The 23,541-nt window shown below is 72.2% G+C and carries 20 protein-coding genes and 1 pseudogene; 11 read left to right on the top strand and 10 right to left on the bottom strand.

All coding sequences use genetic code 11. From position 1 onward, the window contains the following. The first annotated feature begins 342 nt into the window (after positions 1-342). Together gabT and ORI94_RS10115 are read left to right on the top strand one after the other, a co-directional pair. Positions 343-1,677, top strand: coding sequence for a 4-aminobutyrate--2-oxoglutarate transaminase (gene gabT / locus ORI94_RS10120; protein WP_266074098.1), 1,335 nt, complete (start codon positions 343-345; stop codon positions 1,675-1,677). 478 nt (positions 1,678-2,155) lie between these two features. Beyond that, on the top strand, positions 2,156-2,806 hold the full coding sequence (locus tag ORI94_RS10115) for a phosphatase PAP2 family protein (protein WP_266074097.1): 651 nt from the start codon (positions 2,156-2,158) through the stop codon (positions 2,804-2,806). A 237-nt stretch (positions 2,807-3,043) separates the two neighbouring features. On the opposite strand, the gene ORI94_RS10110 is transcribed toward ORI94_RS10115, so the two are convergent. From ORI94_RS10110 to ORI94_RS10080, 7 genes are all read right to left on the bottom strand, one after another. Beyond that, positions 3,044-3,499 (bottom strand): hypothetical protein, encoded by a 456-nt coding sequence (locus ORI94_RS10110; RefSeq protein WP_266074096.1) that lies wholly within the window; start codon positions 3,497-3,499, stop codon positions 3,044-3,046. Between the two features lie 214 nt (positions 3,500-3,713). Further along, positions 3,714-5,117: an NAD(P)/FAD-dependent oxidoreductase gene (locus tag ORI94_RS10105; protein WP_266074095.1), complete on the bottom strand. Its 1,404-nt coding sequence runs from the start codon at positions 5,115-5,117 to the stop codon at positions 3,714-3,716. A gap of 12 nt (positions 5,118-5,129) precedes the next feature. After that, positions 5,130-5,930 (bottom strand): ABC transporter permease, encoded by an 801-nt coding sequence (locus ORI94_RS10100; RefSeq protein ID WP_266074094.1) that lies wholly within the window; start codon positions 5,928-5,930, stop codon positions 5,130-5,132. Then, positions 5,931-6,884 (bottom strand): ABC transporter permease, encoded by a 954-nt coding sequence (locus ORI94_RS10095; protein WP_266074093.1) that lies wholly within the window; start codon positions 6,882-6,884, stop codon positions 5,931-5,933. Further along, positions 6,884-8,071 (bottom strand): ABC transporter ATP-binding protein, encoded by a 1,188-nt coding sequence (locus tag ORI94_RS10090; RefSeq protein WP_266074092.1) that lies wholly within the window; start codon positions 8,069-8,071, stop codon positions 6,884-6,886. The genes ORI94_RS10095 and ORI94_RS10090 overlap by 1 nt, the downstream gene beginning before the upstream one ends. A 4-nt stretch (positions 8,072-8,075) precedes the next feature. After that, positions 8,076-9,323, bottom strand: coding sequence for a polyamine ABC transporter substrate-binding protein (locus ORI94_RS10085; protein WP_266074091.1), 1,248 nt, complete (start codon positions 9,321-9,323; stop codon positions 8,076-8,078). A gap of 49 nt (positions 9,324-9,372) precedes the next feature. Continuing rightward, positions 9,373-10,908 carry a gamma-aminobutyraldehyde dehydrogenase gene (locus ORI94_RS10080; RefSeq protein WP_266074090.1) on the bottom strand — a complete coding sequence of 512 codons (1,536 nt, stop codon included), beginning with the start codon at positions 10,906-10,908 and terminating at the stop codon, positions 9,373-9,375. Positions 10,909-11,104: 196 nt separating this feature from the next. Here ORI94_RS10080 and ORI94_RS10075 point away from each other — a divergent pair, with 196 nt between their 5' ends. Beyond that, positions 11,105-11,728, top strand: a complete 624-nt coding sequence (locus ORI94_RS10075) for an NADAR family protein (protein ID WP_266074089.1) — start codon at positions 11,105-11,107, stop codon at positions 11,726-11,728. A gap of 143 nt (positions 11,729-11,871) precedes the next feature. Here ORI94_RS10075 and ORI94_RS10070 read toward each other — a convergent pair whose 3' ends face one another. Beyond that, the gene (locus ORI94_RS10070; RefSeq protein WP_266074088.1) at positions 11,872-12,816 is read right to left on the bottom strand and encodes a DUF4190 domain-containing protein; all 945 of its coding nucleotides are present in this window, start codon (positions 12,814-12,816) and stop codon (positions 11,872-11,874) included. A gap of 98 nt (positions 12,817-12,914) precedes the next feature. Here ORI94_RS10070 and ORI94_RS10065 point away from each other — a divergent pair. Further along, positions 12,915-14,053: pseudogene (locus ORI94_RS10065) on the top strand (adenosine deaminase). 59 nt (positions 14,054-14,112) lie between these two features. Continuing rightward, the gene (locus ORI94_RS10060) at positions 14,113-14,910 is read left to right on the top strand and encodes a glycerophosphodiester phosphodiesterase (RefSeq protein WP_266074086.1); all 798 of its coding nucleotides are present in this window, start codon (positions 14,113-14,115) and stop codon (positions 14,908-14,910) included. Here ORI94_RS10060 and ORI94_RS10055 read toward each other — a convergent pair. Continuing rightward, on the bottom strand, positions 14,871-15,359 hold the full coding sequence (locus ORI94_RS10055; protein WP_266074085.1) for a hypothetical protein: 489 nt from the start codon (positions 15,357-15,359) through the stop codon (positions 14,871-14,873). The two genes, ORI94_RS10060 and ORI94_RS10055, sit on opposite strands and share 40 nt — an antisense overlap. Before the next feature lie 576 nt (positions 15,360-15,935). Further along, positions 15,936-17,375, bottom strand: a complete 1,440-nt coding sequence (locus tag ORI94_RS10050) for a gamma-aminobutyraldehyde dehydrogenase (protein WP_266074084.1) — start codon at positions 17,373-17,375, stop codon at positions 15,936-15,938. Between the two features lie 181 nt (positions 17,376-17,556). On the opposite strand from ORI94_RS10050, the gene ORI94_RS10045 reads away from it, so the two are divergent. The 6 genes from ORI94_RS10045 to ORI94_RS10020 all read left to right on the top strand — a co-directional run bounded on the left by ORI94_RS10045 (position 17,557) and on the right by ORI94_RS10020 (position 23,345). Further along, positions 17,557-18,075: an Lrp/AsnC family transcriptional regulator gene (locus ORI94_RS10045; protein ID WP_266074083.1), complete on the top strand. Its 519-nt coding sequence runs from the start codon at positions 17,557-17,559 to the stop codon at positions 18,073-18,075. Positions 18,076-18,077: 2 nt separating this feature from the next. Further along, entirely contained in the window at positions 18,078-19,451 is a 1,374-nt protein-coding gene (locus ORI94_RS10040; RefSeq protein WP_266074082.1) for an aspartate aminotransferase family protein, read from the top strand. A gap of 250 nt (positions 19,452-19,701) precedes the next feature. Next, on the top strand, positions 19,702-20,451 hold the full coding sequence (locus tag ORI94_RS10035) for an ABC transporter ATP-binding protein (protein WP_266074081.1): 750 nt from the start codon (positions 19,702-19,704) through the stop codon (positions 20,449-20,451). Continuing rightward, the gene (locus tag ORI94_RS10030) at positions 20,433-21,845 is read left to right on the top strand and encodes a hypothetical protein (protein WP_266074080.1); all 1,413 of its coding nucleotides are present in this window, start codon (positions 20,433-20,435) and stop codon (positions 21,843-21,845) included. Before ORI94_RS10035 ends, ORI94_RS10030 begins: the two co-directional genes overlap by 19 nt. A 145-nt stretch (positions 21,846-21,990) precedes the next feature. Then, positions 21,991-22,398, top strand: coding sequence for a VOC family protein (locus ORI94_RS10025; protein ID WP_266074079.1), 408 nt, complete (start codon positions 21,991-21,993; stop codon positions 22,396-22,398). Positions 22,399-22,616: 218 nt separating this feature from the next. Then, positions 22,617-23,345 (top strand): LAETG motif-containing sortase-dependent surface protein, encoded by a 729-nt coding sequence (locus ORI94_RS10020; protein ID WP_266074078.1) that lies wholly within the window; start codon positions 22,617-22,619, stop codon positions 23,343-23,345. Positions 23,346-23,541 lie beyond the last annotated feature (196 nt).

The raw sequence follows: 23,541 nt of genomic DNA, 5'->3' as shown, positions 1-23,541 counted from the left end.
CTGAGCTGCCGCGCCGTTCACCATCAGCGAGTCAATCTAACGCCCCCGCAGGGCGAGTTCACCGTTCACCCGGCCGGGGCGGGCCACCCGGGCGCTTTGTACGGTGCAGGATGAGCCCCGGACCCCGCGCGGTTCCCCGGCCCGCGCGGCGCGGGCCCGCCGGGCCCCGGGCCGCCGCCACGTCCGTCGTCCCTCTCCCGCCCTCCGTCCCCTCCCTATGTCCACACCGGACAACCCGGCCCCCCGGACAACGCCCACATGGAGCATGCCCAGCCTCTCCTCCTCGCCCTAGCCTGCGAGAAAAGAAGGCACGTGTCCGTTTCACCCCCCCAGGAGCCCCTCATGACCGCACTTCCGCAGGAGCGCCGCGTCGTCACCGCCATCCCGGGCCCGAAGTCACAGGAGCTGCAGGCCCGCCGTACCGCCGCGGTCGCACAGGGCGTGGGCTCCGTGCTGCCCGTGTTCGCCGCGCGTGCGGACGGCGGGATCATCGAGGACGTCGACGGCAACCGGCTGATCGACTTCGGCTCGGGCATCGCGGTGACCTCGGTCGGCGCCTCCGCCGAGGCCGTCGTACGCCGTGCCACCGCCCAGCTCGCCGACTTCACTCACACCTGTTTCATGGTCACGCCGTACGAGGGGTACGTGGCCGTGGCCGAGGCGCTCGCCGAACTGACCCCGGGCGACCACGCCAAGAAGTCGGCCCTCTTCAACAGCGGCGCCGAGGCCGTCGAGAACGCCGTCAAGATCGCGCGGGCCCACACCAAGCGGCAGGCGGTCGTGGTGTTCGACCACGGCTACCACGGTCGCACCAACCTCACCATGGCGCTCACCGCGAAGAACATGCCCTACAAGCACGGCTTCGGACCGTTCGCACCCGAGGTGTACCGCGTCCCCGTCGCCTACGGCTACCGCTGGCCGACCGGCTCCGACCACGCCGGCCCCGAGGCCGCCGCCCAGGCCGTCGACCAGATCTCCAAGCAGGTCGGCGCCGAGAACGTGGCCGCGATCGTCATCGAGCCGGTCCTCGGCGAGGGCGGCTTCATCGAGCCGGCGAAGGGCTTCCTGCCCGCGATCAGCACGTTCGCCTCGGACAACGGCATCGTGTTCGTCGCCGACGAGATCCAGTCCGGCTTCTGCCGCACCGGCCAGTGGTTCGCCTGCGAGGACGAGGGCATCGTCCCGGACCTGATCACCACCGCCAAGGGCATCGCCGGCGGGCTCCCGCTCTCCGCCGTGACCGGACGCGCCGAGATCATGGACGCGGCCCACTCCGGCGGTCTCGGCGGCACCTACGGCGGCAACCCGGTGGCCTGCGCGGGCGCGCTCGGCGCCATCGAGACGATGAAGGAGCTGGACCTCAACGGCAAGGCCAAGGCGATCGAGGCGGTCATGAGGACCCGGCTGACCGCGATGGCCGAGAAGTTCGACGTCATCGGCGACGTCCGCGGCCGCGGCGCCATGATGGCCGTCGAGCTCGTCAAGGACCGCACGACCAAGGAGCCGGACGCGGAAGCGACGGCCGCGCTGGCCAAGGCCTGCCAGCGGGAGGGGCTACTGGTCCTGACCTGTGGCACCTACGGCAACGTGCTGCGCTTCCTGCCGCCGCTGGTCATCGGCGAGGACCTGCTGAACGAGGGCCTGGACATCCTCGAGCAGGCGTTCGCACGCGTCTGAGCAGGCACGGGTGCACATCTGAGCCGCCGACGAAGCGGGTGAGCCGCTCCGGCATCCGCCGCCGGGAGGCGAGCGGCAGAGCGTGTGAAGAACGTGTGCGGGGTGGATGACAGGAGCCGGTCGGCCCTGTCGCGGGCCCACCCCCTGCCGTAGGTTCTACCGGGACAAGAGAGACACCCGCTCACGGGTGACCGTGAGCGGTACGGGCCGAGGCCTCCCCAGCTTCGACCTGGTCGTGCCCTCGCGCACACAACCGGGGCCCCCGGGCTCCGGGTCTCCTCACGATCGGACAGCCGCTCGCCCCAAACCCCCCGGGGCGCGCGGCGCTCCGGTCCGGACGGCTGTCCACGCGTCAGGCGCGACAGGCCGTTTCCCGAAGGGCCAGTGCTCTCCCCCCCCTGCACTGGCCCTTCGGCGCGCCCTGCCCCGCGCTGCCGCCGCGAACGGCCGCGAGCCCGTGCGTGCGACGCTGTGCACCATGCTGCTGCTCGGACCTCCCGTTCTCCTCTTCGCCCTGATCACCTGGCAGGTCGTCGCCGACGGCCCTCTGGTGGACCTGGACGAACGACTGAGCAGGGCGCTCGTCGAGCCGGACACGGCCTCCGAGGTGCTCTCCGACCTCGGCAACGTCGAGGTGGCCCTGCCCCTCCTCACGGCCGCCCTGGTGTACGTCGCGTGGCGGGGGCGTGCCGTGGGCCGGGACCGCTGGTGGCTGCCGCCCGCCGCCGGAGCGGTGGCGATGGCCCTGGTGCCGGTGCTCGTCGTGCCCCTGAAGGAATGGACCGACCGCCCCGGCACCCCGGCCGTGCCCCCGGCGGTCGGCTACTACCCGTCCGGCCACACCGCCACCGCCGTCGTGGCGTACGGTGCGACGGCCCTGCTCCTCCTCCCGTTGCTGCGCTCGCGGGCGGCCCGCCGCGCTCTCCTGCTGCTCTGCGCCACCCTGGTCGCCGGCGCCTCCTACGGGCTGGTGCGCCGGGGCTACCACTGGCCGTTGGACGTGGCCGCCGGCTGGTGCCTGGGGGCGGTCCTGCTGGTCTGCCTGTGGCGGCCGGCCGGCCGGAGCAACGCTCGGGCAGCCACCGGGCGGCAGCCGGCCGGTCGGAAGCCGGCCGGTCGGCCGGAGTAGCCGTCGCAGGTCCGCCGGACCTCCACCCCGAACCGGTCGGATCCGGTCCGCCGCACACCCCACGGGGCGCTCCGCAGGCCCTGCCCGCGGGCGTCCTCGCGGGCAGGCGCCCTGGGGCGATCCACGACTGCTCCCGGCCATGGGAGATGACGGGGGGACAGGTGAGGGCTGGAGTGCCTTCGGACGGTCCGCGCGAACCAGGTCGCCAGGCCCCCTGCCACCGGTCGCCCCTGCCCGCTACGCCCCCTCCCGCCCGGCAAGCCCCGCCGCCGCCTCGTGCATGGCCAGTTCGAGCAGGGCCGGATCGGTGAGCGTGCCCGAGCCGTCCGGCGGGAACAGCCAGCGGGTCCCGCCGGCGGACGGTCGGCCCGGATACGGCACCACGATCCAGGTGCCGGCCCCCGCCGTACGGACACCGGTGCCGACCCAGCGGGCCGCGGTGCCCGGCGGCACCAGGAAGCCCATCCGCGCGTCGCCGGAGCCGACCAGCACCGGGCCGGGCCGGTCGAGGACGCGGGTGAGCACGTCGAGCGTGGGGCGGCCGAGCCCGCCCGGCAGGATCAGCACGTCCCACGCCGTGCCGGCCGGCAGCAGCGCCACCCCGTGCGGGCTGCGCTCCCACTCCCGGCGGCACGCCCCGGGATCGGGCGCGACGGAGGAGAGCCACTCGACCGCCGACTTCGTCCCTGTCATCACACACGCCTGCCTCTCTGTCGTGGACGCGGGAAAACGCGTCACGAGGGGGGGAGGAGGCTTCCTGCCGGGTGTTACGCGGGTTCCGGCACCCCCTGGAGTGAAACGGATCACATCCGAGGGAATCCGGTCACCGCTGTCGAGAACCGGCCACGGCCGCCGGGGCCCGGACTCCCGCCGCCGGAGCCCGGGCCCCGGTCGCCGGGAATCGCTCTCAGCTGTCGAAGCCCAGCCCCAGCCTGTCCATCGTCCGCAGCCACAGGTTCCGGTGTCCGTCGTGGGTGTCGGCGTGCGCCAGCGACCACTGGGTGAGCGCGATGCCGGTCCAGGCGAAGGGCTCGGGCGGGAACGGCAGCGGCTTCCTGCGCACCATCCCCAGCTCCGTACGCTCGGTGCGCTCCCCCGCCAGCAGGTCCAGCATCACCTCGGCGCCGAAGCGGGTGGCGCCGACGCCGAGCCCCGTGAAGCCGGCCGCGTAGGCGACCCTGCCCCGGTGGGCGGTGCCGTAGAACGCCGAGAAGCGGGAGCAGGTGTCGATCGCGCCGCCCCAGGCATGGGTGAAGCGGACGCCCTCCAGCTGCGGGAAGCAGGTGAAGAAGTGCTCGGCGAGCTTCGCGTAGGTCTCCGGCCGGTCGTCGTACTCGGCGCGCACCCGCCCTCCGTACGGGTAGACCGCGTCGTAGCCGCCCCACAGGACGCGGTGGTCGGCGGTCAGGCGGAAGTAGTGGAACCGGTTGGCGCTGTCGCCGAGTCCCTGCCGGTTGCGCCAGCCGACGGACGCCAGCTGGGCGTCGGTGAGCGGCTCGGTCATCAGGGCGTAGTCGTAGACCGGGACGGTGTAGGCGCGGGCCCGTCTGACCAGGCTGGGGAAGACGTTGGTGCCGAGGGCGGCGGTGCGGGCGCGGATCTGCCCGTAGGGGGTGCGCGCGGCCAGTCCGGCACCGTAGGAGCGCAGGGTGAGGGCGGGGGTGTGCTCGTACACGCGGACGCCGAGGCCGAGGCAGGCCCGCTTGAGCCCCCAGGCGAGTTTCGCCGGGTGGAGCATGGCCACGCCCCTGCGGTCCCAGAGGCCGGCCAGGAAGGTGGGCGAGTCGACCTGGGCGCGGACCTGGTCCGTGTCCAGGAACTCCACTCCCTCCGCGAGTCCCCGGCGGTCGATCTCCCGGTACCAGTCGCGCAGTTCGTGTGCCTGGTAGGGCGCGGTGGCGACGTCGAGCTCGCCGGTGCGTTCGAAGTCGCAGTCGATGGCGTGGCGGGCGACCGCCTCCTCGATGGCGTCGAGGTTGCGGGCGCCCAGCCGCTCCAGTTCGTGGATCTCGTCCGGCCAGCGGGTCAGGCCGTTGGACAGACCGTGGGTGAGGGAGGCGGCGCAGAACCCGCCGTTGCGGCCCGAGGCCGCCCAGCCCACCTCGCGCCCCTCCACCAGGACGACGTCCCGCCCCGGGTCGCGCTCCTTGGCGATCAGTGCCGTCCACAGTCCGCTGTATCCGCCGCCCACCACCAGCAGGTCGCAGTTCTCGGCGCCGGTGAGGGCGGGCCGGGGTTCCGGCCGGCCGGGGTCGTCCAGCCAGTACGCGGACGGACGGGCGTCGGCGAGGGATCTCGTCCAACGGCTCATGGTCCCGGCCCCCTACGCCTGCTGCCGCTCGCGGCGGTTGCCGACGGCCATGGAGACCAGCACCAGCAGCACGGCGACGACGAACATGGCCGTACCGACGACGTTGATCTGTACCGGAGTTCCGCGCTGCGCGGAGCCCCAGACGAACATCGGGAAGGTGACGGTGGACCCCGAGTTGAAGTTGGTGATGATGAAGTCGTCGAAGGACAGGGCGAAGGCGAGCAGCGCGCCCGCCGCGATGCCGGGGGCGGCGATCGGCAGGGTGACCCGCAGGAACGTCTGGACCGGGCCCGCGTACAGGTCCTGGGCGGCCTGCTCGAGGCGCGGGTCCATCGACATCACGCGCGCCTTGACGGCGACCACGACGAAGCTGAGGCAGAACATGATGTGGGCGATGAGGACCGTCCAGAAACCGAGCTGGACGCCCATGTTGAGGAACAGGGTCAGCAGCGACGCCGCCATGACCACTTCGGGCATCGCCATCGGCAGGAAGACCAGCGAGTTCACGGTGGAACGGGCACGGAAGCGGTAACGGACCAGCGCGAAGGCGATCATGGCACCGAGCACGGTGGCGCCGAGGGTCGCCCACAGGGCGATCTGGAGGCTGAGCGACAGCGAGCCGCACAGGCCGGAGACCCCGCACGGGTCCTTCCAGGCGTCGGTGGAGAACTCCTGCCACTCGTAGTTGAAGCGGCCCCTGGGCTTGTTGAGGGAGAACACGGCCACCACCACGACCGGCAGCAGCAGATACGCGAGCGTCAGCAGTCCCGCGATGACGACGAGACGGCGCTTGAGCCAGTTGACGAAGGCCATTTACACCAGCTCCTCCGTGCCGGACTTGCGGATGTGGAACGTGACGGCGAAGAGGATCGCGGCCATCAGGATGAAGGAGAGCGCCGCGGCCGTCGGGTAGTCCAGGATGCGCAGGAACTGCGTCTGGATCACGTTGCCGATCATGCGGGTGTCGGTGGAGCCGAGCAGGTCCGCGTTGATGTAGTCGCCGGTGGCCGGGATGAAGGTGAGCAGCGTGCCGGAGACGACGCCGGGCATCGACAGCGGGAGGGTGACCCTGCGGAAGGTGGTCGAGGGCGTGGCGTACAGGTCGTTCGCCGCCTCGTGCAGCCGGGGATCGATGCGCTCGAGGGAGGTGTAGAGCGGCAGGATCATGAACGGCAGGAAGTTGTACGTCAGACCGCAGACGACGGCGAGCGGTGTGGCCAGCACCCGGTCGCCGGCGGTCCAGCCGAGCCAGGAGGTGACGTCCAGGACGTGCAGCGTGTTCAGGATCCCGACCACGGGGCCGCCGTCGGCGAGGATCGTCTTCCAGGCGAGGGTGCGGATCAGGAAGCTCGCGAAGAACGGCGCGATCACCAGGACCATGATCAGGTTCCGCCAGCGTCCCGCGCGGAAGGCGATCAGATACGCCAGCGGGTAGCCGAGCACCAGGCACAGCACAGTCGCGGAGGCCGCGTAGAACACCGAGCGGACGAACTGCGGCCAGTACGCGGACAGCGCGTCCCAGTAGGTGGCGAAGTGCCAGGTGACCTCGTAGCCCTCCTCCAGGGAGCCCGTCTGGACGGAGGTGGAGGCCTGGTAGACCACCGGCAGCGCGAAGAAGACGAACAGCCACAGCAGGCCGGGCAGCAGAAGCAGGTACGGCGTCCGGCGGCCCCGCTTCCGCGGCGGTCTCGCCCGCGGGACCGGCACCGGGAACGGTGACCGGGGTGGCGGCGACTGGGGCGGCGGTGCCTGGGTGACGGTGGCCATCAGAGGGCCTCCTCCCCGGCGGTCTGCGCACCGGCGGAGCCCCCCGCTGTCCCCGCGAGCAGGGACTGAGCCGCGTCGAGACCGAAGGTGTGCGCCGGGTTCCAGTGCAGGACGACTTCGGCGCCGGGCACCAGCCGGTCGTCGCGGTCGATGTTCTGGACGTAGACCTCGAAGGCGGTGCAGACCGGGCTGTCGACGACGAACTGGGTGGAGACGCCGAGGTAGCTGGAGTCGGAGATCCGGCCGGTGATCCGGTTGCGGCCCTCGGGTATGCGTCCGGCGTCGTCGGCGTGGACGAGGGAGATCTTCTCCGGGCGCACCCCGAGCAGCACCTTGCCGCCGGTCGCCGTGGGGCCGCTGTTGCGTGCCGAGGGCAGGACGAGCCTGCCGCCGCCCGCCTTCAGCACGATGTCGTCGCCCGACCTGGTGTCGACGTCGGCCTCGATGAAGTTGGACGTGCCGAGGAAGTCGGCGACGAACGTGGTGCGCGGGTTCTCGTACAGCTCGGTGGGCGCGCCGAGCTGCTCGACACGGCCTGCGTTCATCACGGCGACCGTGTCGGCCATGGTCATGGCCTCCTCCTGGTCGTGCGTGACGTGCACGAAGGTGATGCCGACCTCGGTCTGGATGCGTTTGAGCTCCAGCTGCATCCGGCGGCGCAGTTTCAGGTCGAGGGCGCCGAGCGGCTCGTCGAGCAGCAGCACCTTCGGATGGTTGATCAGGGCGCGGGCCACGGCGACGCGTTGCTGCTGGCCGCCGGAGAGCTGGTGCGGCTTCCTGCGGGCCTGCTCGCCGAGCTGGACGAGCTCGAGCATCTCCCCGACCTGCTTCTTCACGCTCCTGATGCCGCGCCGGCGCAGACCGAAGGCGACGTTCTCGAAGATGTCGAGGTGCGGGAAGAGGGCGTAGGACTGGAAGACGGTGTTCACCGGCCGCTTGTACGGCGGGAGCGCGGTGACGTCCTGGTCGCCGAGGTGGACGGCACCGGCGGCGGGCTCCTCCAGGCCGGCGATCATCCTGAGGGTGGTGGTCTTGCCGCAGCCGGACGCGCCGAGCAGGGCGAAGAAGGAGCCCTCGGGCACGGTCAGGTCGAGGGGGTGGACGGCGGTGAACGTGCCGTAGGTCTTGCTCAGGCCGGTGAGGCGGACGTCCCCGCCGCGGGCGGCCGTGTCGTTGGTCGTCTTCATCTCGTCACGCCCCCGTGAGCTTCGCGAACTTCGTTTCGAACGCCGTCTCTTCCTCGGTGCTCAGGGAGCGGAAGGCACGGGACTTGGTCTGCATGGCCCGGTCGGGGAGGATCAGCGGGTTGTTCGCCGCGTCCTCGTCGATCTTCGCGAGTTCGTCCTTCACCCCGTCGACCGGACAGACGAAGTTGATGTAGGCGGCGAGTTCGGCGGCCGGCCGCGGCTCGAAGTAGTAGTCGATGAGCCGTTCGGCGTTGGTCTTGTGCCGGGCCTTGTTCGGGATCATCAGGTTGTCGCTGGACGTCATGTAACCGCTGTCCGGGATCAGGAAGTCGATGTCCGGGTTGTCCGCCTTCAGCTGGACGACGTCCCCGGCCCAGGCCACGCAGGCGGCGAAGTCGCCCTTGCTGAGGTCGGAGGTGTAGTCGTTGCCGGTGAAGCGGCGGACCTGGCCCTTGTCGACGGCCCTCTGGAGCCGGGCGATCCCCGCGTCGTAGTCGTCGGCGGTGAACTTCCCCGGGTCCTTGTCCATGTCGAGCAGGGTCAGCCCCATGGTGTCGCGCATCTCGGTGAGGAGGCCGACACGCCCCTTGAGCTTCGGGTTGTCCAGCAGGTCGGAGAGGGTCTTCACCTCGACGCCGTCGAGCGCCTTCTTGTTGTAGGCGATGACGGCCGCGATGCCCTGCCAGGGGTAGGAGTAGGCACGGCCCGGGTCCCAGTCGGGGCTGCGGAACTGCGGGGACAGGTTGGCGTAGGCGTGCGGCAGGTGGGAAGGGTCCAGCTTCTGCACCCAGCCCAGGCGTATCAGGCGGGCGGCCAGCCAGTCGGTGAGGACGATGATGTCGCGGCCCGTGTCCTGGCCGGCGGCGAGCTGCGGCTTGATCTTGCCGAAGAACTCGGTGTTGTCGTTGATGTCCTCGGTGTACGTGACCTTGATGCCGGTCCGTTCGGTGAACGCGTCCAGCGTGGGGTGCCGGCGCCCGCTGTCGTCGACGTCCATGTACTCGGTCCAGTTGGAGAAGGCGACACGCTTCTCCTCCTTCGAGTGGTCCTCGGCCGGTACGCCGCCCCGGGTGTTGCCCGCCGGAGGGATGCCGCAGGCACTCAGCGCCCCGGTTCCGCCGACCGCGAGCGCACCGCCCGCACCGGCGTGCAGCAGGGACCGGCGGGACAGGGCCGCCCTGCCGTCTCGGAAGCTGCGCCGCGCGGCGGCCACCTGGGCCGGGGAAAGGCGGTCGGGCTCGTACTGCTCCATACGCGTGGTGCCTTTCGGGAGTGGGGCCGCGGGTCGGACGGCCCGGCTGCTATCGGTCCCCGAAGATCGTGCGGTGCCAGTCCTTGCGGACCACCGCGGTGTTGTCGAACATGACGTGCTTGAGCTGGGTGTACTCCTCGAACGAGTACGCGGACATGTCCTTGCCGAAGCCGGACGCCTGGTAACCGCCGTGCGGCATCTCGCTGATGATCGGGATGTGGTCGTTGATCCACACGCACCCGGCCCTGATCTCGCGCGTGGCACGGCCGGTGCGGTACACGTCCCGGCTCCAGGCGGAGGCGGCGAGTCCGTACGGCGTGTCGTTGGCGAGCGCGATGCCCTCGTCGTCGGTGCCGAAGGGCAGGACGACCAGCACCGGCCCGAAGATCTCGGCCCGCACGGCCTCGCTGTCCTGTGGGGCGTCCGCGATCAGGGTGGGCCGGTAGTAGGCGCCGGCGGCGAGTTCCCCGCCCGGGGCCTCGCCGCCGGTGACCACGCGCGCGTAGGCGCGCGCCCGGTCGACGAAGCCGGCCACCCTCTCGCGCTGCGCGTGCGAGACCAGTGGACCGAGGTCGGTGCCGGCGGCGAAGGGGTCGCCGAGCCGCACGGTCTCCATCAGCGCGGCGGTGCGCTCCACGAACTCCTCGTAGAGGGGCCGCTGCACGTACGCGCGGGTGGCGGCCGTGCAGTCCTGTCCGGTGTTGATGAGCGCGCCCGCGACCGCTCCGTTGACGGCGGCGTCGAGATCGGCGTCGTCGAAGACCACGAAGGGCGCCTTGCCGCCGAGTTCGAGGTGGACGCGTTTGACGGTGGCGGTGGCGACGGCGGCGACCCGCTTGCCCACGGCGGTGGAGCCGGTGAAGGAGGTCATGGCCACGTCGGGATGGCCGACGAGGTGCTCTCCCGCCTCCCGGCCGGTGCCGGTGACGATGTTGATCACTCCGTCCGGGATGCCGGCGTCGGTGGCCGCCCGGGCGAAGAGGAGCGAGGTCAGCGGGGTGATCTCGGCGGGCTTGAGGACGATCGTGTTGCCCGCGGCGACCGCCGGGAGGATCTTCCACGCGGCCATCTGGAGGGGGTAGTTCCAGGGTGCGACGGAGCCGACCACCCCGATGGGTTCGCGGCGCACGTAGGAGGTGTGGTCGCCGGAGTACTCACCGGCCGAACGGCCCGTCAGGTGCCGGGCGGCACCGGCGAAGAAGGCGATGTTGTCGATGCTCCCGGGGACGTCGAACTCCCGGCTCAGCTTCAGGGGCTTGCCGCACTGCAGGGACTCGGCGCGGGCGAAGTCCTCGGCGCGCTCGGCGACCACGGCGGCGAACCGGTGCATCGCGTCGGACCGCTCGCCCGGGGTGGCACCGGCCCACGCCGGAAACGCCCTGCGCGCGGCGGTGACGGCCGCGTCCACGTCGTCGGTGCCGGCGAGTTCGTAGGCGTACACGTCCTCGCCGGTGGCCGGGTCGACGACCGTGTGCGTCCGGCCCGAGGTGCCCTTCGTCAGGCGGCCCGCGACGAACTGCGCCCCGTCGGCGAACCGTTCCCGGGCCGGGAACCGTTCCGGGACGGCCTTGCCCGGGTGCTGCATGTCGCTCTCCTCCGTTTCCCCGAGGGGGCGGCGTGGCGCCGGCTCGATTTGGGTGCCGATCCTGACAGAGGAACGCGACACCAACAAGTGATTCCGTTGTTTCCATTTGATTAAGCGACGAAATCTGTCGGAAGGCTCTCTGGCTGCCACGGAAAAGACGGGCCGTTTGCCGGTGCTGCCTGCGAAACTCGCGTACATGGGGACGAACACGGAGACGGGGAGGGCGGGGGCAGGGCCCGGGACTGCGGCGGGAGCGGGGACGGCCGGTTCCCGCGAGGCCCTGATCGAGGCACTGGCGGCCGGGAAGCGGATCAAGTACCTGCACTTCTGGAGGCACCGGCCGCTGCCCGACGGCCGGATCGGGGCGGGCTGCCTGAGCCAGTGGTGGCCGTCGCCGTTCACGGTGGACCGCGTGACCTACGCGACCGCCGAGCACTGGATGATGGCGGCCAAGGCCCGGATATTCGCCGACCCGGAGGCGGAGCGGAGGATCCTGGCCGCGCGGCACCCCGCCGACGCGCAGAAGGAGGGCCGGCTCGTCCGGGACTTCGACGAGGCCACCTGGCGGCGTGAGCGGTTCCGCGTCGTCGTCGAGGGCAGCACGCACAAGTTCGCGGCCCACACGGACCTGCGCGCCTTCCTGCTGAACACGGGCGACCGCGTCCTGGTCGAGGCGAGCCCCAGGGACCGCGTCTGGGGCATCGGCCTCCCGGCCGACGACGAGAGGGCGTCGGACCCCGCCCGGTGGCGCGGCCCGAACCTCCTGGGCTTCGCCCTCATGCGGGCCCGCGCACTTCTCCGGGAGAGCGCGGCCGGGTGACCCGCGCCGCGGCACGGGGCGTTCACCCCGGTGCGGTCGGTGCCGTCCGGACGGCCCGGTGGACACCGCCCCGCCCGGACCGGGGTCCCGGCGGCGCGTCACAACACCGCGGGCGAGATCCCCGGACACGGCGCCGGGAGCGCTCAGAGCAGGGTGACGAGGAGGCCGAAACCACCGCCCAGCACGATGCCGGCCCCGCCGCAGATGAGGCCGGCCAGGGCGTGGCCCGGGTTCGTGGCCTCGCCGCGGGCCGCCTTGCCCCGGCCGAGGGCGCTGAAGACCACGGCCAGGACGCCGAGCCCGACGGCCAGCGGCCAGAGGCAGAAGACGCAGGCCGAGATGATCCCGAGCACGAGTCCGGTGACACCCATGCCGTTGGCCGGCTGCGGAGGCATACCGGTCCAGCCGTGGCCCTGGTCGGGCGTGCCGCCGTGGGCGGGAGCACCGGCGTGGGCGGGCTGCTGTGCGGCCGGGTGGGCGTACCCGCCCTGGTACCCGCTCCCGTGGCCGCCCGGGTAGCCGTACGGCACCTGGCCGGGACCGCCGGGGGCGATGGGCGGCGGCGGGACCGGCTCGGCGGCCGGGGGCGCGAAGGGGTCGGAGGCCGCGGCTCCGGGGCCGGCGGGCGCGGGCGGCGCAGGAGCGGGCGGGGTGGAGGGGCCGGAGGGGCCTGCCCACGGCCGGGCCCGCGGTGGGGCCGAAGGTGCGGCCGGGGCACTCGCCGCGGGGAGGGACGTGACCGTCCGCTGGTCGTGCACGGAGGGGGCCGAGGGGGCGGACGGGGCGCCGGAGGCCCGGGGCGCGCCGGACGTCCCCGGGGCGGGGGCCGGAGGGTCGAACTCCGGGAGGGCGAACGGGTCGGTGACTGCGGCGGAGCCCGGCGGCCCGGACGCGCCGTGGCCGCCGAGGTCCACCTGGGTCGGCTCGGGCGGCGACACTTCCCTCGGTGGGCTCTGGGGCGGCTGGGCCCGCGCGGCCCCGCTGTCGGCCGGCGCCGCCCAGACGTCGTCATGGGCGTGCGGGGCCCGGGGCGGAGTGCCGCCCGCCGGGTTCCCCCGCGCTTCCGGCGCCTGCGCGTCCTCGGACATGCGCTGGACCCCCTCCGTCGAACGTCCCGTCATGGTACGGCCCGGCACCGCCTCGTGCGCGCCCGGCCTACGATGACCCCCGATCCACCGATCAGCCGATCACCCGCGTCCCGCCACAGCCGCACCCCGGCCGGGGACGCCGTTTCCGGGAGGGACCATGACCGAACGCCTCGCCGTGTCCGCCGAGACGGCGGGCAGCGGCCCGCACGACTTCATCGCCGGGCTGCCCAAGGCCGAACTGCACGTGCACCACATCGGTTCCGCCTCCCCCCGCATCGTCTCGGAGCTGGCCGCCCGCCACCCCGACTCCAGGGTCCCCGTCGACCCCGAGGCGCTCGCCGGCTACTTCACCTTCACGGACTTCGCCCACTTCATCGACGTGTACCTGTCCGTCGTGGACCTGGTCCGCACGCCCGAGGACGTCCGGCTGCTCACCTACGAGGTGGCGCGTGAGCTGACCCGGCAACAGGTGCGGTACGCCGAGCTGACGATCACCCCGTTCTCGTCGACCCGTCGCGGGATCGACGCGCGGGCGTTCATGGAGGCGATCGAGGACGCCCGCAAGGCGGCCGAGTCCGAGTTCGGGACCGTGCTGCGCTGGTGCTTCGACATCCCCGGCGAGGCCGGTCTGGAGGCCGCCGAGGAGACCACGCGGCTCGCCACCGACGACCGGCTGCGCCCGGAGGGCCTGGTCTCCTTCGGCCTGGGCGGGCCCGAGATCGGAGTGCCCCGGCCGCAGTTCAAGCCGTACTTCGACCGGGCCATCGCCGCGGGCCTGCACTCGGTGCCGCACGCCGGTGAGACGACCGGCCCCGGGACGGTGTGGGACGCCCTGGTCGACCTGCGCGCGGAGCGGATCGGGCACGGCACCAGCGCCGCCCGGGACCCCGAGCTGCTCGCGCACCTCGCCGAGCGGCGCATCGCGCTGGAGGTGTGCCCTACCTCCAACATCGCCACCCGCGCGGTCACCAGCCTCGACGAACACCCGATCAGGGAGTTCGTCCGCGCCGGTGTGCCGGTCACCGTCAACTCCGACGACCCGCCGATGTTCGGCACCGACCTGAACACCGAGTACGCGGTCGCCGCACGGCTGCTGGACCTCGACGAGGAGGGCCTGGCGGCGCTGGCGAAGAGCGCGGTGGAGGCCTCGTTCCTGGACGCGCCGGGCAAGACGCGGCTGGCCGCCGAGATCGACGCGTACACCGCCTCCTGGCTCTCCTCCCGGCCGCTGCGGTGAACCCCTCCCCCGCCGCCGTGGACCAGCCGCCCCGTGAGCCGACCCCGCGAAGGACCGCCATGCACCACGTGACCGCCGTGGCCCACCGCGGCGACCCGTACCACGTCCGTGAGAACACGCTCGCCTCGCTGCGCTCCGCGCTCCACAAGGGCGCGGACGCGGTCGAGTTCGACGTACGCCTCACCCGGGACGGCGTACCGGTCCTGCTGCACGACGAGACGCTCAAGCGGCTCTGGGGGCACGACCGCCCGCTGCGGGCGCTGTCCTGGGAGGAGGTGCGCGGCCTGACCGACGGCGGGGTGCCCACGCTGCCGGACGCGCTGTCGGCGACCGAGGGCGCCAGGGTCATGCTGGACCTTCCGGGCGATCCCGGCCCCCGGGCGGTGCGCCGGATCGTGGACGCCGTACGGGAGCACGGCGCCCAGGACCGCGTCTACTACTGCGCGGGCGCCGCCCCGATGCTCGCCGTGCGCGCGGCGGACCCGTCGGCCGAGATCGCCCTCACCGTCGCGTCGTCGGCCCCGCCGCGCGCCGGTGTCCTGGACGCGGTCCGGCCGCGCTGGCTGAACTACCGCTTCGGCCTGGTCGACCGGGCCCTCGCCGACCGGGTCCACGCGGACGGCTGCCTGCTCTCCGTGTGGACCCCGGACACCCGCCGCTCCATGCGCCGCCTGCTGGCGCTGGGTGCCGACTCGATCACCACCAACCGCATCGACGTCCTGTGCGCCCTGCGCGGACCCGCGCAGGGCGCGAGCGCCGGGCCCCGTCACCGCGGCGGCGGTAGCCGACCGGCGAGGGGGCCCGGCCCCGGTACGGCTCAGATGCCCAGGGAGGCCATCTCGATCGCCGAGCGGTAATTGGCCGCGGCCGTCACCACACAGGCGCGGTAGGTGCGGTTGTCCTTCACGGCCAGGAAGTAGTCGCGCAGGTTCTTCCAGTAATTGACGAGGTAGCCGAGCCCCGGGACGAAGCCCGGCGGGCGCGGCACGAGGGAGAACGCCTCACTGCATCGGAGGATCTCCCCGGTGGCCGTGGACAGCACGTCGGCCACCTCGGCGTTCATGTTCCACCCGGCGGCCAGCTGAGGGGTCCAGATCGCGCCGGCCACTTCCCTGAGCTGCTGCTGCTCCTCGGGAGTCGGATCACTCAGCGCGCTCGCCGCCACCGGGGCCGGCGCGGTGGCGGACGGTCCCCCGGCCGCGATCGCCGCCGGCCCCGCGACCGTCACAGCGACCAGCGCCGCCGTCACCACGCCGCAGGCCCTCAGCCCTCGCCGTCTCGCCCTGCTGTGACCCACTGCCGTCATCGGTCGTCCCCTCCCGTCGTCCTGCCCCGGCCGGTCCTGCCGGGGACGGCCCGACCGTGTCATGGGCGGGACAACCCGGTCAACGGCGACAACGCGCCACCTTCCGCGGCCCGTGGCCGGTGGACTCCGGCCGCACCGGAGGGGCCGGTACCGCCCGGCGGAACGGCTCCCGCCATCCCTCGGAGACCAGACGCTCCACTGTCGCGGCCACGCCCGCCGGCCCGGTGACCACGCCGGTGGAGACGGCCGCCGCCATCACCCCACCGCAGTGCCGAATTCACGGTGGTCGACGGCCCCTGCCCGCCGCCACACCTGCTCCGGCCCTCCGGAACCGCTCGCACACCTCGGGCGCATGGCGCCACGGCCGGACCGCGAGCAGCCCGTGCGGGGCGGTCCCGTCCACGAGCCCGCCGCTCGGCGGGTCGCCCGTCCCGCCGCACCGCCCCTCACGGGAAAGCTCCCCGCGCCCCCGAGGGGCGCGGGGAACCGCGGGAGCGGCTGCGGACGGCCCGCGGCCTCCGGACGACCGGGCCCTCGTCGCGCCCAGGACCTCGTCCGGCCGATCCGGCGGAGCGCCTACGCGTCGAGCGACGTCATCACGTGCTTGATGCGCGTGTAGTCGTCGAAGCCGTAGGCGCTGAGGTCCTTGCCGTAGCCGGACTTCTTGAAACCGCCGTGCGGCATCTCCGCGACCAGCGGGATGTGGGTGTTGATCCACACGCAGCCGAAGTCGAGCTTCTTGGACATGCGCATCGCGCGGGAGTGGTCCTTGGTCCACACCGAGGAGGCGAGCGCGTACTCGACGCCGTTGGCGTACGCGACGGCCTGGTCCTCGTCGGTGAAGGTCTGGACGGTGATGACCGGGCCGAAGACCTCCTTCTGGATGATCTCGTCGTCCTGCTTCAGGCCCGAGACGACGGTCGGCGCGAAGAAGTAGCCCGTGTCCCCGACGCGCCGCCCGCCGGCCTCCACCCGCGCGTGCGCGGGCAGCCGGTCGACGAAGCCCTGGACCTGGGCCAGTTGACCGGCGCTGTTGAGCGGGCCGAAGAGGACGTCCTCGTCGTCGGGGGCACCCGTCTTCGTGTCGGCGGCCGCCTTGGCGAGGGCGGTGACGAACTCGTCGTGGATCGACTCGTGGACGAGGACGCGGGTGGCCGCCGTGCAGTCCTGGCCGGCGTTGAAGAAGCCCGCGACGGAGATGTCCTCGACGGCCTTGGCGATGTCGGTGTCCTCGAAGACGACGACCGGCGCCTTGCCGCCCAGCTCCAGGTGGACGCGCTTGAGGTCCTTGGACGCGGACTCGGCGACCTGCATGCCGGCCCGTACCGAACCGGTGATGGAGGCCATCGCCGGGGTCTCGTGCTCGACCATCATGCGGCCGGTGTCCCGGTCGCCGCAGACGACGTTGAAGACGCCCGTCGGCAGGACCGAGCCGAGGATCTCGGCGAGCAGGACGGTGGAGGCCGGGGTGGTGTCCGAGGGCTTGAGGACGACCGTGTTGCCCGCCGCGATCGCCGGGGCGAACTTCCACACGGCCATCATCATCGGGTAGTTCCAGGGGGCGACCTGGGCGCAGACGCCGACCGGCTCACGGCGCACGATGGAGGTCAGGCCCTCCATGTACTCGCCGGCCGAGCGGCCCTCCAGCATCCGCGCCGCACCCGCGAAGAAGCGGATCTGGTCGACCATCGGCGGGATCTCCTCGGTGCGGGTCAGCCCGACGGGCTTGCCCGTGTTCTCCACCTCGGCCGCGACGAGTTCCTCGGCGCGCTCCTCGACGGCGTCCGCGACCTTCAGCAGGGCCTTCTGCCGCTCGGCCGGCGTGGTGTCGCGCCAGCCGGGGAAGGCCTCGGCGGCGGCCGCCATCGCGGCGTCCACATCCGCCTGTCCGGACAGCGGCGCGGTCGCGTACGCCTCGCCGGTCACGGGGTTGACCACCTCGGTGGTCCGTCCGTCGGCAGCGTCGCGGAACTCGCCGCCGATGTAGTTGCGCAGACGTCGCGGCTCGGTGCTCACTGCAGGTCCTCCCGGTGTTCCTCGTGGGTGTCGGAGGTGTCCAACCCCTGAGACACCCACCCTAGACGGACCGCTGACGCATTCAACACCCCCGCCCGCCCCGAGTCTGCGAAATCCGCAGACATCAACCCTCGAGACAACGGATTTCATCGAATGCGCCTTGCGGAACAGTCGAGACGTCGTGCACAGTGACCATGTGGCCAGTCGAAGCGCAGAACCCAGGGACTCCCGCGAGTCCAGGAACGGCGGCGGTCCCCACCTGGACGCCGTCTCCCTCGCCATCATCGAGCAGCTCCAGGAGGACGGCCGCAGGCCCTACGCCGCCATCGGCAAGGCCGTCGGCCTGTCGGAGGCGGCCGTGCGCCAGCGCGTCCAGAAGCTGCTCGACCAGGGCGTGATGCAGATCGTCGCCGTCACGGACCCGCTCACGGTGGGCTTCCGCCGGCAGGCGATGGTCGGCGTCCGCGTCGAGGGCGACGTGGAGTCCGTGGCCGACGCGCTGAGCGCCATGGACGAGTGCGAGTACGTGGTGATGACCGCGGGCTCCTTCGACCTCATGGTCGAGATCGTCTGCGAGGACGACGACCACCTTCTCGAGGTCATCAACAAGCGCATCCGGGCCGTGCCCGGCGTGCGCACCACCGAGAGTTTCGTCTACCTCAGGCTCAAGAAGCAGACCTACATGTGGGGAACCCGATAACCGTGAGCACCGACAGCCCCAAGGACCTCAGCAAGGCCGCGTACGACCACCTGTGGATGCACTTCACCCGCATGTCCTCGTACGAGCACTCCCCCGTGCCCACCATCGTCCGCGGCGAGGGCACCCACATATACGACGACAGGGGCAAGCGGTACCTCGACGGTCTCGCCGGGCTGTTCGTCGTCCAGGCGGGGCACGGCAGGGTCGAGCTCGCCGAGACCGCCTTCAAGCAGGCGCAGGAACTGTCGTTCTTCCCCATCTGGTCCTACGCCCACCCCAAGGCCGTGGAACTGGCGGAGCGGCTGGCCCACGAGGCACCGGGCGACCTGAACAAGGTCTTCTTCACGACCGGTGGCGGCGAGGCGGTGGAGACCGCCTGGAAGCTCGCCAAGCAGTACTTCAAGCTGACCGGCAAGCCGACCAAGTACAAGGTCGTCTCCCGCGCGGTGGCCTATCACGGCACCCCGCAGGGCGCCCTGTCGATCACCGGCCTGCCGGCTCTGAAGGCCCCGTTCGAGCCCTTGGTGCCGGGCGCCCGCAAGGTGCCGAACACCAACATCTACCGCGCCCCGATCCACGGCGACGACCCGGAGGCGTTCGGCCGCTGGGCCGCCGACCAGATCGAGCAGCAGATCCTCTTCGAAGGCCCGGACACGGTCGCCGCGGTCTTCCTCGAGCCGGTGCAGAACGCGGGCGGCTGTTTCCCGCCGCCGCCCGGCTACTTCCGGCGGGTCCGCGAGATCTGCGACCAGTACGACGTGCTGCTCGTCTCCGACGAGGTCATCTGCGCCTTCGGCCGCCTGGGCACGACGTTCGCGTGCGACAAGTTCGGCTACGTCCCGGACATGATCACCTGCGCCAAGGGCATGACGTCCGGCTACTCCCCCATCGGCGCGTGCATCGTCTCCGACCGCCTCGCCGAGCCGTTCTACCAGGGCGACAACACCTTCCTGCACGGCTACACCTTCGGCGGCCACCCCGTCTCGGCCGCGGTGGGCGTCGCCAACCTCGACCTCTTCGAGCGCGAGGGGCTCAACCAGCACGTGCTGGACCACGAGGGTGCCTTCCGCGCGACGCTGGAGAAGCTCCACGACCTGCCGATCGTCGGCGACATCCGCGGCAACGGCTTCTTCTACGGCATCGAACTGGTCAAGGACAAGCACACCAAGGAGTCCTTCGACGACGAGGAGACCGAGCGCGTCCTGTACGGCTTCCTGTCCAAGAAGCTGTACGAGAACGGCCTGTACTGCCGTGCCGACGACCGCGGCGACCCGGTCGTCCAGCTCGCCCCGCCGTTGATCTCCGACCAGGAGACCTTCGACGAGATCGAGCAGATCCTGCGCGTCACCCTGTCGGAGGCATGGACGAAGCTGTGACCCGCACCGCGGTCCCCAGTCGTGATCTCCCGCTGTGACCTCCCGCTGTGATCTTCGGCTGGAATGACCGCACACGGCCCCGATGCCGCCCGTTCGAGTGAGAAACGGCGGTCCGGGGCCGCGTGCTGTCCGGCGTCCCGCCGTGCGCTGCCTAGCGTGCCCAGTGACCGATCGGCACTGCTTTCGTTCCCCCGCACGGGGGATTCACGAATCTCGCACGGCATTTCTGATCCGAACCGAGGTGTACGCCATGGTGGCCCCACCGGACAACGACGTGCTCTGGGCACGCGCCCTGCACTTCCGTTACGACGACGGTTCGCCCGGGTTGAGCGGGGTCTCGCTCGGTGTCGGGGAGGGTGAGATCCTCGCCGTCGGCGGCCCGCGCGGCAGCGGCAAGACGACCCTGCTGCGATGCCTGTCCGGACTGGCCTCCGTGGCGGACGGCGAGGTCTGGTACAACAGCGTCCCCGTGCACACCATGCGTCCGGCCGCCCGCGAGCGGCTGCGCCGGGAGCGCTTCTGCTGGATCGACCCGGCGCCGGTGCTCGTGTCCGAGCTGAACGTCTGGGAGAACACCGCCCTCCCCCTGATGCTGCGCGGCACCGACCGGCGCCGGGCCAGGGCGACGGCCCTGGAGTGGCTGGAGCGCCTCGACATCGGCGACAAGGCCCGCAGGCGGCCGGCGGAGCTGGTGCACGCGGAGCGGCAGCGGGTCTGCATCGCCCGCGCCCTCGCCCCGGCTCCCTCGGTGCTGTTCGCCGACGAGCCGACCGCCCCGCTGTACCGCGCCGACCGGCGGCACGTCCTGCGTACGCTGACCACGGCGGCCCGTTCGCACGGCATCACGGTGCTCCTCGCCACCGCCGACGCGGACACCGCGGCCCTCGCCGACCGCACGGTCTCGCTGCTCGACGGGCGCCGGGTGCGCACCGTACATCTGCCTCCGGTCTCCGGGACCGCCGAGACGGAGGGCCGGACGGCGTGCTCGCTCTCCGTCTGACCCGAGGTGCCCGTCCGGCCGTCCAGCTGCGCCGTCTCCTGGTCGCGACGGCCTCTGCGGGTACGGGCTTTCTGCTGCTGTGCGCCCTCGGCCACGCGATCGGCCACCCGGGCACGCCGTCCGCCTCGCTGCTCCGGCTGGCCTGGTGCGCGGCCCCGCTGGCGGCCACGGTGCACTTCGCGGTCGCGGTGGCCCGCGCCGACCCGGGGACCCGGCCCCGTTCCGGTCTCTCGGCACTCGGCCTCGGCCCGGCACGGCTGATGGCGATCTCCGCGACGACCACGGCCCTGGCCTGCACGCTGGGGTCGGTGATCGCCCTGCTCGTCTTCCTCCACCTGCGCGGCGACCTCACCGGCATGCCCTCCGACGGCGCCGGCACCGACTTCCTGGCCGCCGGCCGGCCGCTGCCGCTGCCGGCGACCCTGACGCTGCTGGCGCTGGTGCCGGTGAGCGCCTCGGTGGCGGTGGCGACGGCGCTGCGTCCGCGCGGGCGGGCGGCGGGCCCGTCCCGTACGGAGCGGACGGGGTACGGCCGCTTCGGCGCGTACCGTGCCACCGCGGTGCGGGAGACGTTCGGCGCGTACGGACGCTTCGGCGCGCACCTGGAGCCGGCGGCCCACGGCCGCCGGGCGGCGGGCGGCCGGCAGACGACGCCGGAGCAGGCACAGACACAGACACAGACACAGACACAGACACAGCAGGATCGGGGGCGGGCGGATCTTCCGGGGAAGGATTCCCGGCGGCCGCGGGGCGCGGAGGGCGGCCCCGTGCCGGTCGTCGCGGTCCCGGCCCCGTCGCCCGGCGCCGGCAGGGCACCGTCCGGCCTGCCCTGGGGCATCGCGGTGCTGGCCGCGGGGCTGGCCGTGGAGGCCTACGCGAGCCGCACCGGCACCGGCACCGCGCCCGGCGACCGGCCCGGCGCCGTGGCCGGTCTGGTGCTGGCCGCCGTCGGCCTCGCGCTGGCCGGTCCCGGTCTCACCCATCTGTGCGGCCGGCTGCTCCAGTCGGTCCGTCCGGGCGCCCTGCGACTGCTGGCCGGACGGGTCCTCATGACGGAGGCCACCAGGATCGGCCGCCCGCTGGGTGTGGTCTGCGCCGTGCTGTCGGGCGCGTACACCCTGGGCTCGCTGCACTACGCCGACGGCCTGTCGGCCGGTCCGCTCACCCTGCTCGGGGTGCTGCTGGTGACCGGTTGCACCGTGGCGACGCTGCTGACGGCGGCCGTCGAGGCCAAGCAGGCGCACGCCGGCACCACGGCCGCGCTGCTGCGCCTGGGGGCTCCCGCCTCGACACCGCGCCGGGCCGCGGCCCTCAGGGCGGGCGCGCTCCTCGCCCTGTTCGGTCCGCTGACCGTGGTGGTGGCCGAACTGTCGGCGCTGCCCCTGGCCCTCTGAGACCGCGCACCCCACGCCACCGGCCCCCGGAGAGAACCTCCGCGGAGCGATGAGTTCCGTACCCTCCGCCGGTCCACCCCTCGAACGACACGGCACCACTCGGAACCGGTACGGAACCGGAGAGCCGCACGGGAGAGGCACCACCATGACACAGCAGATGATCTTCGTGAACCTGGCCACCAACGACCTCGACGCCTCGAAGGAGTTCTTCACGGCACTCGGCTACGAGATCAACGAGCAGTTCAGCGACGAGAACACCGCCTCCGTCGTGATCGGCGAGGCCGTCGTCGCGATGCTGCACACCAGGCAGCGCTACGCGGAGTTCACGAAGAAGGAGATCGCCGACTCCACGAAGACCAGCGAGGTGCTGCTGGCCCTGAGCTCCGAGAGCCGCGAGAAGGTCGACGAGCTGGTCGAGAGGGCTCTCGCGGCGGGCGGTTCGGTCAGCCGCGAGACCCAGGACGAGGGCTTCATGTACGGCCGCGCCTTCGACGACCTGGACGGCCACACCTGGGAGGTCGTGTGGATGGACCCGTCCGTGCTGGAGGGCTGAGGGGGAGACCCGCGACCGGGGGGCGGGGGCCCGCCGAGGAGACTCCCAAGGCGTTGAAACGCCTTGGGAGTTAACGAATCAGTAAAACGATGGCCTGCTATCGGCATATGCGTTGACACTACTTATGCGGCGCTTATAGACCTGGGAGCCTCATGGGAGCGCTGATGCTCCATCAGCGCTCCCTCAACCCCCCATCTGCGTATCCCGTAAGGACAAACGTGACAGTTCTGTCCGTATCACGCCGTACGGCCTCGCGCCGTAACGTCGCGCGCACCGTTCGCGCCCTCGGTGTCGTCTCCGCGTCGGCCGCGCTCACCGTCGGCCTCGCCGGCAGCGCGGCCGCGTGCAACATCAACGAGTTCTCGGCCGAGGCGAAGTGTGTCGGTGACAAGGGTGTCATCACCGTCACCGACGTCGACCCGGCGGGCGTTCCCGCGACCGTCACCGTGTTCCTGGAGAACAACGGTGCCGACGAGAAGAAGATCGGCGAGCAGGTCGTCAAGGGTTCCCGCGAAGGTGTGACCATCACCTTCGAGGAGGACTGGCAGCCCAGCGCCGAGTACCGCATCCACGTCAAGGCCGAGCCCTACGTGGACGAGGACATCAAGCCGAACCTGACCACCCCGGCCACGGCCTGCAAGGAAGAGGAGGAGCCCCCGGCTCCGTCGGAGCCCGCTCCGACGCCGTCGGACTCCGCCTCGACCCCGCCCGAGGACGAGGACGAGCCCGGTACCCCGGCTCCGTCCGAGCCGGAGCCCGGGACCACCGCCCCGGCGGACACCTCGGACAACGCTCCGTCGCCCGCCGTCGGTGAGTCGAACCTCGCCGAAACCGGTGCCGACTCCAACACCGGCCTGATCGCCGGTATCGCGGCGGCCCTGGTCGCCGTCGGTGGCGGTGCGGTCTTCTTCGGCATGCGCCGTCGTGGGGCGAACAGCGACAACTGACGCCTCGACGACATGACGTGATGGCCCGTCCCCGGTGGGGGCGGGCCATCACCGCGCGCGGGCCCCCGCCCCTCCGTGCGGTTCGCCTCGCCCGGACAAGCTGCTCCAGCACCCCCTTCGAGGTGGCGGGCACCGTGCCGTCCGGATCGGCCCCGAGACCACCAGGGACCGCAACCGGCCTGCCCGGCCGGCGGTT

The sequence above is a fragment of the Streptomyces sp. NEAU-W12 genome (assembly GCF_026242095.1).
Lineage (GTDB): Bacteria > Actinomycetota > Actinomycetes > Streptomycetales > Streptomycetaceae > Streptomyces.
Note: the sequence above shows the minus strand (reverse complement) of the source record. Positions and strands in the feature narration are given on the sequence as shown.